The organism is Candidatus Borrarchaeum sp. (genome assembly GCF_019058535.1).
Taxonomy (GTDB): Archaea; Asgardarchaeota; Sifarchaeia; order Borrarchaeales; family Borrarchaeaceae; genus Borrarchaeum; species Borrarchaeum weybense.
The window spans coordinates 1-13170 of record NZ_JAHPYX010000038.1 but is presented as its reverse complement, the minus strand read 5'-3'; the positions used below and the strand labels follow the sequence as shown (position 1 = coordinate 13170).

The 13170-nt window shown below is 36.0% G+C and carries 10 protein-coding genes; 2 read left to right on the top strand and 8 right to left on the bottom strand.

Going from position 1 to position 13170, the window contains the following annotated elements; all coding sequences use genetic code 11:
• Positions 1–75: 75 nt before the first annotated feature.
• The 4 genes from QVB70_RS02075 to QVB70_RS02060 all read right to left on the bottom strand — a co-directional run bounded on the left by QVB70_RS02075 (position 76) and on the right by QVB70_RS02060 (position 5560).
• Positions 76–1359 carry a metallophosphoesterase gene (locus tag QVB70_RS02075; protein ID WP_287582888.1) on the bottom strand — a complete coding sequence of 428 codons (1284 nt, stop codon included), beginning with the start codon at positions 1357–1359 and terminating at the stop codon, positions 76–78.
• Positions 1360–1373: 14 nt separating this feature from the next.
• On the bottom strand, positions 1374–3122 hold the full coding sequence (locus tag QVB70_RS02070) for an ATP-binding protein (RefSeq protein WP_287582886.1): 1749 nt from the start codon (positions 3120–3122) through the stop codon (positions 1374–1376).
• Positions 3123–3134: 12 nt separating this feature from the next.
• Positions 3135–4400, bottom strand: coding sequence for a hypothetical protein (locus tag QVB70_RS02065; protein ID WP_287582884.1), 1266 nt, complete (start codon positions 4398–4400; stop codon positions 3135–3137).
• 359 nt (positions 4401–4759) lie between these two features.
• Complete coding sequence (locus QVB70_RS02060; protein ID WP_287582882.1) at positions 4760–5560, bottom strand: hypothetical protein; 801 nt, start codon at positions 5558–5560, stop codon at positions 4760–4762.
• Positions 5561–5827: 267 nt separating this feature from the next.
• Here QVB70_RS02060 and QVB70_RS02055 point away from each other — a divergent pair, with 267 nt between their 5' ends.
• Positions 5828–6277: a universal stress protein gene (locus QVB70_RS02055; protein WP_287582890.1), complete on the top strand. Its 450-nt coding sequence runs from the start codon at positions 5828–5830 to the stop codon at positions 6275–6277.
• Positions 6278–6354: 77 nt separating this feature from the next.
• Here QVB70_RS02055 and QVB70_RS02050 read toward each other — a convergent pair whose 3' ends face one another.
• Positions 6355–7710, bottom strand: coding sequence for an SLC13 family permease (locus QVB70_RS02050; RefSeq protein WP_287582880.1), 1356 nt, complete (start codon positions 7708–7710; stop codon positions 6355–6357).
• 343 nt (positions 7711–8053) lie between these two features.
• On the opposite strand from QVB70_RS02050, the gene QVB70_RS02045 reads away from it, so the two are divergent.
• Complete coding sequence (locus QVB70_RS02045; protein ID WP_287582877.1) at positions 8054–8512, top strand: universal stress protein; 459 nt, start codon at positions 8054–8056, stop codon at positions 8510–8512.
• A 90-nt stretch (positions 8513–8602) separates the two neighbouring features.
• Here QVB70_RS02045 and QVB70_RS02040 read toward each other — a convergent pair whose 3' ends face one another.
• The 3 genes from QVB70_RS02040 to QVB70_RS02030 all read right to left on the bottom strand — a co-directional run bounded on the left by QVB70_RS02040 (position 8603) and on the right by QVB70_RS02030 (position 12872).
• A complete protein-coding gene (locus QVB70_RS02040; RefSeq protein WP_287582874.1) occupies positions 8603–9961 on the bottom strand; it encodes an SLC13 family permease in 1359 nt (452 codons plus the stop codon).
• A gap of 211 nt (positions 9962–10172) precedes the next feature.
• The gene (locus QVB70_RS02035) at positions 10173–11945 is read right to left on the bottom strand and encodes a sodium:proton antiporter (protein ID WP_287582872.1); all 1773 of its coding nucleotides are present in this window, start codon (positions 11943–11945) and stop codon (positions 10173–10175) included.
• Positions 11946–12143: 198 nt separating this feature from the next.
• On the bottom strand, positions 12144–12872 hold the full coding sequence (locus QVB70_RS02030; protein ID WP_287582869.1) for an ATPase domain-containing protein: 729 nt from the start codon (positions 12870–12872) through the stop codon (positions 12144–12146).
• Between the last annotated feature and the right edge of the window lie 298 nt (positions 12873–13170).

Genomic DNA, 13170 nt, shown 5'->3' with positions numbered 1-13170 from the left:
TAGATATCGTCATAAACTATATGACCTCTCTTAGGCTAATCAACTAATTGCTCTTACTCCTCACGGAATAAGCCCCTACCTTTTGGGTGGGGTATTTGACGCTTCCTCTACTCTTTTCACTGCATCAGAAAAAAGCCTAATGAGTAGATCTATATCATAATCTTCAGGTGATATCTTTTCAATGAATTTTCTAAAATCTTTTTCTGGATTTTCGATTAGATACTCAACTTCTTCTCCAGGTTTAAGCTCCAAGTCTTCTGCAATAGGATCTGATATTCTGCCTATTGAGAATTGGAGTATGTTATAATCATCCTTTCGCATTATTTCATTATATAACTCAGTTAGTTCTGCATTGAAGCGTGCCCAGAATGTATGAGGCATATCGCCTTTCACACCAATTTTGACACGAAACGCTGAATCAAAATCAAATCCAGTAGCTAATTTGTGTGTGTTGAGATACTTTTGTACTTTTTCAATTACCGCTGAAGGAGGATCGTCAGTATTTGCATCAATTATCGTAGAAAGCATAGGTCGCGAATCAAGGGTGATAGATGTAACATTGGGTAGTTCATCATGTTCTGCTTGTACCTCTAATATTACTTTTTCTTGATCTGATTCATCAAAACGCCAACGCTCTATTGCTCCTGCATTATAGGCTTTTTTGCTAATTTTTTCAAAATGATGATTATGTCCGACCGCTAAATAATCAAAATCTATATCAAGAAGTTCTGCTGGCAAAGTTTCATCTAGTTTCATTCCATGGGTTACACCTATTTCTGTAACACCTTTATTTGAAGTATTGTAAGTTTTCAGCCAATTTAAATACTCATCTTTAGCATCTTCGCTAAGTGATCCAAGATATTTTTTATTAACGAATGGAAAACAATGAATTACACAGTCTTTTTCGTTGAGATTGTAGATCAATTGTTTTTTGTTCCCTTGCAAGACGTTTATTAGGTCATCCCAAAATGTAAAGACCTTCACATTTTCTAGTACTTCAAAACTCTGTATCGTTGAAGTCCTTCGGGAATGAAAAATGCCATGATTTCCATCTATTATGATCGTTGGAATGCCTGCACGATCTAATCTTTTAAGTCCTTTAACTGCGATGTTCCGAGAAGCCTCAGACGGTGGATAAGGATGTCTTAAAAAGGGGTAATGATAGAAATCGCCGCTATGAACAATAAAATCAATTTCATCCTTTTTTTCAAGCGCATATGTAATAATCTTCCAATAGGCCCTTGCAAAATCAAATTCTATTGGTTGGAAGTTCATATTGAGATATTTTATTGTCATATGTCGGACATCGCTTGAAGTGCACCCAAGATGGGTATCTGAAACATGCAAAAAGTTGACCATTATGAAGTTCCTCATTACAGTATAACTTTTGGATCCTTAGCATCTTTAATGGTAGTATATTTTGCACTATCCTTTTTAAAACGATCGTCAAAGAGAGGTACATGAACAACAAAAGGAAGATCACGATAACTTGCTGTTACAACAGCTTCTCCACGATCTAATACCTTAAATTCACTCTCAAAGTCTGAAATGTCTCTGCTAGCTGCTTTTATGGCTAATCGTATTTCATCAGCATTTCCAAGTGCTAAAACAATTTGTGTGTTAAGTTGACTCAATAGAGCGGGATTAATCGATGAAACTTGTTGACTTATGACCGCCAAACCGATTCCAAACTTTCTGCCTTGACGGGAAATAGCTTTATAGACATTACCTTCAAATCTCATTAGATCTGGAGTGAGAATAGAGGGTGCTTCTTCCACAGTTATGAGAATAGGAACAAGCTCTGAAGTGTCTTTTACTGTAGTTTGATCTTTTAAGTAGAACTTTTGTATCAAGTTTTTTTGTGAAAAGTCTTTTCTAATGCATTCAGATAAATCACGCGTTGCAATTTGCTTCTTTAGGATATCTAGTGTATTACTGGATTTTACTGCTTTGCGCAGTTCAAAAACTGTGCGCGCAATTATTGTTGTGCTGAGAAATTGCTCCCTTTGACTCGTAATGCTTGTATTGAATAATAATACACGCCCCATCTCAAGGGCAGAAACAACATCTAACAGATTTGAACCAGCGTAGCCATCAAGAAAAATGTTAGATCGTCTTAAGAAGGCCAAGTATCTTTCGACAGCATTAACTGTTGCATCCATAAAACCTTGCGCGTCTCCAACATTATTTATCCATTCGTCACCGTAAACTGCATGTAGTGAATACATATAAGCTATTTGTGGTGGGGTAAATTGATGGATAGACATAAGATCAATTGGCAGTATCTCTTGTAAGGAAATTTTGAGTTTTTTAGCATATCTTTGGACATCCCTTGCTGTAGCATCGATACTAGTGGTTAGGTAATAGAAATCGCCAAAAAGCTCACGTCGTACTTTGCTTGAGCGACTGTCGATTTCATCTATGATATCTTGTATTCCAAACTTTCCTGTCCCTAATGCATATTCATCATGTGGATCGATTGTTAAGAGAGTTATTCTATCTTCAATACCGTTTAAATAACATTGAAGGTTGTAATCTATGAAGGATTTTGTGATAACCTGCATTAGATTAGATTTTCCATAGCCAGTAGCACCAAAAATACCAACGTGCATTGGAATTTTTCCTTTCGGTATCATAACATCAATATTGAGACTTTCTTCACCTACCAGTAAGTCCCCGACAAATATATCGCCTGAAAGTTGTGATGCTAAAATATCCTTCAAAGAATCTTCGTTTTGAACTTTCTGAACTTTATAGATTGCTGAAAAATGTTCAGGTAGTCGTCTAGCTTTTTTGAAAACGAATTTATTGTCTTTATCATGGTATTTGCCATATCCTAATAGACTTCCTTCGACAGCAATGAGTTTTTCCTCTTCCAAATTAGCAAGATATGCGTCTTTTTCGACAACCAAGGTTTCAGCAACGGTATCAATAGAGCTGAGTCGTCTTATTATATTCTCAAAATTACTTATACGAAAAATAAAATACCGATACTCACCTCTCGAAGATGGAATAAGAAAGATGTCTCCTACAGAAAGATCTTCATTTTTTGTAATAACAACAAGTTTTCCTAAATGCCCTCCGGCTAAGACGCCAAATGGCATACCTAGATCTAATTCCAAGTTTGCTCATCCTCACAATCCTATTTTTTTCCTAGCTGATATTAAATGTTCTTCCTTTATGCCTAATTCTTTTGCAATTTGTATTGCCCTACTAGTTAAAACCTCACGAACGATGTGAGTTAGAGTACATTTTTTATGAGCGAATCCAGGTGGACAAGGATAGCCATACCAGTTTGCTTCATGGCTCATGAAGTCAAGTTCTCTAAATAGTTTCATTTCACGGTTCTTCATTTTTTCTTTATCTTCATTGAAAATAGACTTCATCCACCAAAAATAGTCAAAGTCGATTCTAAATATCGGAGAAGTCTCAGAAAACTTGAAAATATAAGTAACTGCCATAGCAGGGGGTATTTCTCGATTTTCATAGATAGTGAGTTTCCCTTGCGGATCTTCACGACCTGGTATTCGACAAAACCAATGTGCATGGGATCCAAAACGCTCTTTAGCAATATCTGAAATTTGCGTGGCTCCAGGAAGTGTATGTGTTTTGCTCAATCCACAGACAATGATATCGCGTTTTCTTGAAGTTAAACATAGATCTCTAAGAAGATAATCCCCAATTGGCACTTTCTGTCTGCCTGGTGGAAAAATTGTTAATGATCCATCGAGAATAAGATATTTTATTGGTAAATCACTAAGTACAACCTGTTTTGCCAGACTATATTCCGCAATTTCTCGTACCGATTGAAGTATGTTATCCTCCTGCAGTGGACTTGGGAATAGAATATAATTTAGTAGTTCCGATGCGATTTTTTTAATTAATTTATTTTTATCAGTGATTTGTAATTCCTCTGGATCCCATTCTGAATACTCCGTCATATGTGAGAGAATTGGATCAACTAAATCTGGCATTGGGTAGACTGACTCACAAAAATCAATTAATTGTTGAATGAAAAGCGATCGATCCGCTGAAAAGTTAAAAACTTTCGTTAATAGTCCATTATTTGGAATTACGTCATCTAAAGCTATAAATTTCATTGGTTTGTTTTCATGTGTATTTGTATTGTGAATTACAGTCGCTGCTGTCACTAATTGTATAAAATTGTCTTCAAAATTACAAAGAGAAGATATACCACTTCCGTCTACCGCTGCAACTAAAAAATCATCATCAAATTTATGTGCAAATGGAAACGGCTCAAATTTCATTAATAGGTTTTCTAATCTCTGTAAATCTTGATTTAGTTTTTTAGCTTGAGATATGCTCCTTTCCTTAAGAAGTTTGAAAGTCTCTCGCATCTCTTCATCAAAAGTGTTCGAAAAAAAATTGTCTATGGACAAAGTAACTCCTCAGTACTAATTTACTATACTGTGTATAAATTTCTTGATTTATAAACAACTACAGGGATCAGTGAAAGTGATCAAAATAAGGGTTTTTAATGTAAAGTATCCTGCAGATATTGAGAGTTATCAGAAATCAGGTTAGAACGCCAAAACGTTATTTATAAATAACCTTAAATTAATGGCACAAACTTTTTGCTTAGTCACGTTCTTATATCACTCAACTTGAGTTACATCTCAATTATCATAGGGAATTGGTCGATTGGAAAGCTTCTCGTTCTGGCAAAGATGGTTCAAATTCCTTAATTGTACTCTCCTTAAACATCAAAAAGAAATTTGTGATCAAGAGTTTATAGATATTAAGAGGATTTCGCATTTTCTTTTAAAATAGACAATTTAGACCTAATTTTTGAACGATAATATTCAGAGGGGATCTTTTCTGATAATTTTAATGCGATCTGAACGATTTCCAGGTTTCTATTGTGTGTAGCAGTTTTTGTTAAGAGTCGCGTGATTTCCACAATAGCTTTTTCACGATAATTTTTCAGCTCGATTTGATCTACAATTTTCAAAACGTCTTTGATATAAGAGATATCAGTTGTGTTTTTACAAAGATCAGCAAGACGGAATGCAATATTTCTTAAAAGCATTTTGCGATAATCTTTATCATTGAACTTTTTACTTAATACTAAGATTTCATTAAGTATAGAAAGGTTTCTTGACTTCTTAACAATGTTTCTCAAAATTACAGTTACTTGATGTGCAATATCGATGTGAGGTTGATCTATAATATTATTAAGAATTTTTTCTGTAATTTCAAGAGTTTCATGAAGAATTTTAACATTCTGAATTTCGGAACTGGTTTCACTCAGCGATCTTGCAATTTCAAGAAGAATTTCTAAACGAGATGCAGTGAAAACAATTTCGTTTGCAATGTTTATAGCTTCATGAATGATTTGAATAGCTTCTTGCATTTTATCCAGTTTCAACATTGCTTGTGCAATTTCATTTAGGACATATGGTCTTAAATATTCGCTTTGTATTGTTTTTGCTAGATTTATTGCCTTCTCAAGTTGGATCATGGCTTGATCTTTTCTCCCTTTTCCAATAAGAAAAAATACTTCTTTTAGCACCTTTTTTGCTTGTTCAGAAGCATCCATTTCAATCAACTCCGTGCAAATGAACCTCCTTACCCTAAACTTGCCCCTAAGACTTGAGAAGAAAAATAGGTCCGAATTATAGATTACTATTAGCATCTATATAAAACTGAAATGAACTATTCCCTTAATAATTCTAAAATTAAGATTATCAGCAAAAATGCATATTAAAAGTCGTAAGAATAATGATTTAAATGAAGAAATAATAAGATATTCTTGTTATTTATAAGCTACAAGAAACAAAGGGAGGAATTTTAAACGTATAATAAGATTTTAGTTCCGGTAGATGGCTCTAAAATTGCTTTAAAAGCTGCAGGTCACGCAATCAATATGGCTAAACTCATGAACGCAGAAATAGAGGTCCTTCATGTAATACCCGAAACCGAAGAAGCTGAAAAAGAGAAAAAATTTCTGGAAGACAAAGTTGAAGAATCGCTTAGTCTATTTACTGAACTTTTTGGACAAAGTTATATCAACCAAATAGAAGAGGTTTGTAGCACGCAAGGAGTAGCTATGACAAAGATAATAGAACGTGGTGAACCCGGTCCAAAAATTGTGGAGGAAGCAAAAAAGCAAGATATCGAACTGATTGTAATCGGTCGCCGAAGCGAAACAACGGAAGCCAAGCTAATGGGAAATATCACAGAATATGTATTGAAAAACTCAAGATGCCCAGTTTTAATCGTTACAACAGATGCACCTAATTTCTGTGAATTATAAAGGTACTATGAATCGAAAGGAAAAAATTGAGCTAGTAGGTTTTCCGGTATTGAGTATCATAATTTAAAGATTGGCTATCACCAGCCGAGCACAGCTGAAAGTAGGATAATATATCCTGTTGCCACTGCAAGATTTGCGAGAGTTATAATTCCTCCTAGTTTGATAAAGTTAAGCCATGAAATATGTGCGTCTTCTTTTTCGAGCAAAGAAATTGCCACAATGTTTGCGACGCCTCCGATCGGAGTCAGATTTGCGCCTAAATTCGCGCCTAGAATTGTTGCCCATATTATCGATGTTTCATTAAATCCAATTGCAGCAATATTTGGAATAACAAAAACTAACACTGCAGCTACGCTGATATTATCCATAAACCCAGAAAGAAGTGCACTGAGCCAAATAATAATAACCCACAGCACATACTTATTCCCTCCCGCTGCAGCACCTATAGACTCCGCAAATAAATCCAAAAGTCCTACTTTATGAGCTCCTCCAACAATAATGAAAATACCCACGAAGAAAATGGCCATTTCCCAATCCAGCTTTCTTAGGATAACTTCTATTCTTATGCCTGAGAAGAATATAAAGAGAATGGCACTAGTCAATGCCACGACATAAAATGGAATATTTATGAAACTGGCAACCACAAATCCCGCGATCGTTCCTATTAACAATACTGCAGATCTATAAAATACTGGTCGACTTCTAACTACTTGCCACTCATCTAAACTCAATAAAGCGCTTTTAAGGTCTACAGATGCGTTCGCAGCTTCTTCTTGTATCTTTTTGCCATAAAGTAATTTAAATAAGAGTAGATTTGTTATGACAAGAAGTGCACCTATTGGAAGACCAAGTGCGATAAATCCTTCGTAGGTAAGAAAATGTTCAGGGGCAAGTTGATATCTCGCAGCAATTAATATGTTTACAAAGGAACTGATGACTGTAGATACCCCTGCTGAGTTAGCAACCATGATTTCGCTAATAATGAAGGGCTGGGGATCCAATTGCATATTTCTTGTAACGACAAGAGTAAGTGCTCCGACGATAATAAAAGCTGGAGCAGCACCCAAAAGGGCAGCAAGACCAAAGGTCAACAGATTCATATATAAGAAGATCTTGGTAGGTTCACCTTCTGTTAACTTAATTATCTTGATCGTGATCCAATCGAACAGCCCAGAGGTTCGTGATACCTCAACTATTACTAAAACGGATACTACTATTGTTATTGTTCGCCAATCAATGATTTCGCCGAATAGCTCGGCGTCTGTGAAAATTTCAAGACCTGTAGTTAGGAAAGTAACTTTCACAAATAATATAACGCCTATTCCTCCGAGCAAAGCCGCCAATGTTTTATTCATTTTTTCTGTCGAAATGAGAATGTATGTGCCGATCAATATTATGGCAATTACAATCACCGCAGTGACGTTATCCGACAAATAATGTCCTCCGTTATTTCTTACTCAGTAGTTATTCAATATATGACACACGTATAAAAAAATGGTTTATTAAAGTTATAGATAAATAGCGTGAATCACAAAATCGGGAATAGTGACAAATAATTATGATTGTTGTGATAAGAGGATTTCTCAAGGTGTTTGGGACAAAGTTCTTTTAAGTGTTCTCCTTTTTAAAAACCGATGAATACGTCTTAAACAAATTAACTACCTTTATAAGTATTTTAACTCATTAATGAATAGATTAATACAAATTGAAATAGAATGAGACTTCTTATTAAGTATGCTGGACTTTCATAATTGAAAATTATGACGAGGTATAAAATTGTATACAAAGATTTTAGTTCCAATAGATGGTTCAAAAATTGCTCTAAAAGCTGCAGGTCACGCAATCAATATGGCTAAACAAATGAACGCAGAACTTGTGATTCTTTATGTTGCACCTGAAACCGAAGATACTAGAACAAGAAAACAGTTATTCGGGGATGCAGCTCTCGAAGAAGAAATTGCAAAATTCTCTGAACTTTTCGGAAAAAGTTACATAAAAGAGGTAGAGAGAATCTGCAGCACAAAAGATGTTAAAATGCACACTATGATTATACGCGGTAAGCCTGGTCCTAAAATAATTGAGGAAGCAAAAAAGGAAGATATTGATTTAATTGTAATGGGACGCAAAAGTGAAATGACTGAGACAATGCAGTTGGGACCTGCCGCGCGTTATGTTGCAGAACATTCAAAATGTCCCGTTTTGATAATCACGTTGAGCGCACCTGATTTCTGTTAAGCAAGCGAATCCTTTAAAGCAGAAAGGGCTCTTATTTTTCAAGTATCAAGATTTTTCGGGCATACAAAACACGTTTCAAAATGTATATTCCTACCAACCAAATATGGTTGCAAGCAGGAAAAGATAGCCTGTTGCTACTGCGAGATCTACAAATGTAATAATACTCCCAAGTTTGATGAAATCAAGCCATGAAATAGGTGTTCCTTCCTTTTCTAAAAGTCCTATACCTATGATGTTCGACACTCCTCCAATGGGCGTGAGGCTCGCACCCAGATTCGCGCCGAGAATTGTTGCCCAGATGATCGCAGTCTCGTTAAAGCCTCCCGTAGCAGCGATAGTTGGAATGACAAAGATAAGGACAGCCGTTACACTGACATTGTCCATGAATCCGCTCAGAATCCCAGTCATCCAAACGAGTATTATCCATAGAAGATACTTATTTCCCCCTGACAAGCCTCCAATGCTTTCAGCAAATATATCCAAAATACCAACTTTATGAGCTCCTCCAACAAGAATAAATATCGCTATGAAGAAGATTACCATCTCCCAATCAACCTTATGGAGCAATACCTCTATTCTTTTATCTGAAAAGAAAATAAAAAGTATTGCACTGGTTAACGCAACGAGGAAGAAAGGCACATTTATGAAACTAGCAACTGCAAATGTAGTGATTGTCCCTATTAGCAAAAATGCAGACCTGTAGAAGGCACTGCGATTCTTCACGACTAACCATTCGTCCAGTCCAATCAATGTTCTTTTTAAGTCTTCAGAGAGTGTTTCAGCATCTTTTTGTAACCTTTTTCCATAAATTAACTTGAATACAATTAGATTAACAACAACAAGAAGGCCACCTATAGGAATCGCAAGAGCAGCAAATGCACCATATGAAAGAAAATACACAGGGTCAAGATTATAGTTTGAAGCGATTAATATGTTGACGAAACTACTGATCACAGTGCAAACACCAGCTGTATTTGCGATCATAATCTCGCTAACAAGAAACGGCAATGGATCTAAATCTAGGTTTTTTGTTACAACTAGCGTTAACGCGCCCACGATGACAAAAGCAGGGGATGAAGTAAGCGCAGAGAGACCAAAGGTCAACAGATTCATATATAAGAAGATCCTTATTGGTTCGCCTTTCGTTAACTTGACGATTTTAATAGTTATCCAGTCAAAAAGTCCGGATTCACGAGCCGCTTCGACTACGATAAGAATACTCACAACAATTGTGATAGTCTGCCAATCAATTAATTCACTGAATATCTCAGCATCGGAAAATACTTCAACGCCTGTAGTTAGAAATGTAACCTTAACAAAAATTAAAACTCCTAATCCACCCACTAACGCAGCCACTGTTTTATTTATTTTCTCAGTTGAAATCAGGGCATATGTTGCAATTAAAATGATTGTAATTCCAATCATTGAAATTAGGCTGTTTGTTGACAAATATCTGCCTCTCCAGTACTTTGCACCCGTCATTAAATAGCCGAAACTGCATTCAAAGAAGATTTGCTAACCACATAGTATCAGAAATTTCTATTAAGAGTAGTATAATGACGTTAACTATTTATAAAAAGTATATGAGCAACAATTTTTAATCAATTAGATTTATCTGTGAAACCAATAAGATTTTCTTTAGAAAAGGAAAAGAATGTTTTTAGGAGTTATTTAGATCTTTATTATCCACGTCATCAGTATCTATTGCTTCAATCTCTCCTAAATCTTTTAATTCTCCTACATCCTCAACAATACCTTCAATTTTCTCAAGATCAGTTTTTTCTTCTGAAACCTTCTTTCGATTAAGGGTCTTGCGGATACCCCCAAATAACCTTTTTAGTATTGATGGTCCTTCTGCTGTTCCCTCCATTAGTCTAAGAAGTTCAGCTTCGACATCTTGAATCTTTCTTTCGTACAACTTCACTAAATCTTCACAAGATCTATCCCCAATTTCACAATCTTCTAAAGCATCATATAGACGCTCACAAGCGTTCCTATACGCCTCTAGTTCTATCTTGAGGGCTTTAATTCTATTTCTTTGCTCAGCATCGAGTGCTTTCTTTTTTTCTGATAAAATGCGGTATTCATCTTGATAGGGTGTAGAGAGCCTTGTGTAAGTGGTTCTCCCAATTTCTCTATTTTCTAAAGCCTCGTGTAATCTCAATATAACTGCCGCTGTTGCAATTTGCTTTGCAGTAATCTCCTCAAGTTCATCAACTTCAACTACTACACCAGTTTCTGAAGCTATAAAAGGAATAGTAAGGCCTTGAATAGCGGACGTGAAAAGAAGAACTAACATTGACGCGTTAACTAATGCCGTTGCATTAGCCGGGTTAGATATATGCAGTTCTTCAAATGAAATTGCGACTAAGGCAGCAGTAGCTAATCCTCGCATTCCAGTCCAACCCACAAACAGCGTTTCACCTAGAGATAACTTAGTTCCTAGTGTACTAATTAGAACTGCTATTGGTCTTGATACGAGAATTATTGCTGTCATAAGTAGTGCTAACGGGACAAATGCAATAGCTTCAAGAGGGTTGAAAAAGGCACCAATCAGAATGAAAGCAATAATTTCTCCAAGAAACGATATATTCTCCCAAATTTCCAGGGTTCCTTCTTTCGGAAAGGGCTGCTTTTTGATTATATGCGGGCTGCCTAAAGTTATGCCTGCTATAAGTGCTGCTATGGCTGAACTCGCCCCTGACAGTTCTGCAAGAGAAAATGCTAATAGGGCAGCACTGATGGTTATTAAGGAAATCTCTAATTTTCTACGGACACGTTCTATTAGTACATTTCCCAACCAACCACAAGCTAAGCCGATAATTATGCCGCCAATAAGTGTCCAAATTATTAACAACACATTAAATTGAAATTGATTTGTTTTTGCTGCAGGAAGAAATATCCGTGTAACAATTACGATTCCAACAGCATCGTTAAAAGCCGATTCTCCACCTAAAGTAGTCTCTAAATTCTTTTTGATCTTTGTTCCTCCGCCCTCGAACAAAGCAAACGTAGCTGCAGGATCAGTCGGTGAAAAAATACTTCCAAAAAGAAGAGCTAGAATTAAAGTTAACTCAAATGCGAACTGTCCCAGTGCACCAATGAGAAATGTGGTTAACAACGTTCCAAGTGATGCTAACAAAATTACAGGCTTAATTGATTTCTTGAGTTCGTCAATATTAAGATGTAAGCCTTCTCTGAATAAAACGGCAGCAAGTGCTAGCGTTGCTACTATTTCTAAGGGAATGCCCATTTCTTCTAAATTGAACAGTGGAGTAGCGAATAACGAATTTATGACACCAAGGGCTATCCCAGTAAGTATTAAAGGGAGTGTGCGTGGGAATTTTCTGTGTTCCGCGGCGCGAGCTACGAAAATTCCGATTACCACAACAATTGCGATAAAGAATAGTATTGGATCTATTTCGATTTGCACCGCTGACACCCTCAAAACATGAACTGTTTATGCCTTTTATAGTTTTACTATAGATGCAATAACTTAAGAAAATCTCTTTTGTGATTCATAGCGCTACATGCATTAAACAATGGGGATAGAATCAAACAAAAATCGTTTGAAGTTCACTTCAAAGTACTGTAATTAAAAAAATCTTATTTAAATGTATTAGAAACGCATTCAACCTGATAGAATTACAATTCCTTTATCTGATATTTCAAAGAAGAAGTTCTTTAGTGAATGCTGAGTAGACCGCATTTTGCGAATCTGCAGATTTCTCTTTAGATTACCTGCGTCATCATTTCTTAAGAATAACTGAATCACGCCTTGGGCGAGAAATTCTTCAATCCCGAAACGGGAAATGGATGAGTTTTCTGGTGATTCAACTGTCATAAGAGATGTAACTTCTAACTCATTTAAAAAGGATGTCAACTGAAATATTATTGATCTTATCTTTCCCAGCGAATCATAACGAAAACCAAGTGCAGATAATGAATCGACTACCGCACGTTTCGCATTGATTTCTTTATGCGTGTCGTATATTTTTTTTATAATCAGTGGCAAATCTAACTCACGCAAAGTATAGCGTTCATCTGAAGGTAACCCCGCTCTTGGTGTTGCTATATCGATGATCGCTAGTAAAGGTGGGTTTGCCTCTTCTAATTCTTTCAAATCCCATCCAAACATAGCTGCTTCTCTTCGTAATTCAGCCGGGCTTTCATCGATCGTTATCAACAAGCCTGGTTCATTATATGTTTTAGCTCCATTCCATAAGAACTGCAAACTTAAGATCGTTTTACCCGTTCCGACGCCCCCAGTAATAACTGTTGAAGAATTCTTAATGAATCCACCATGGAGAAGATCGTCTAGTTCTGGAATCCCTATTTTCACTCGTTCAATCGAATTCATAGAAATATTCCCCGAATTCATTTTGAATAGTTCGCTATTGTTACTATGGTTTTTGCAATATTTATACTTTAAATTGCAGTTTTTACCTAATGCCTCGGAGCGTAATACGACTACGAAATTTTCTACTATTGAATTTTTCGCGAAGCTTTTTCATATTTGTTATGGTAAATTTGTTCTCAAAAATACATGTTATATGAAAAAAATACAGTGAAACAATTGTTTTGCTTCACCTTATAATTGATTGAGAATTTAGTGAGCTACCTCGTGCGAAAGCCACAAGGCTTCCTGCTTCTACGAC

Bases quoted from the DNA above. Each gene is read 5' to 3' on its own strand.
- QVB70_RS02030 (WP_287582869.1), bottom strand. From the start codon at position 12,872: ATGAATTCGATTGAACGAGTGAAAATAGGGATTCCAGAACTAGACGAT.
- QVB70_RS02060 (WP_287582882.1), bottom strand. From the start codon at position 5,560: ATGGATGCTTCTGAACAAGCAAAAAAGGTGCTAAAAGAAGTATTTTTT.
- QVB70_RS02075 (WP_287582888.1), bottom strand. From the start codon at position 1,359: ATGGTCAACTTTTTGCATGTTTCAGATACCCATCTTGGGTGCACTTCA.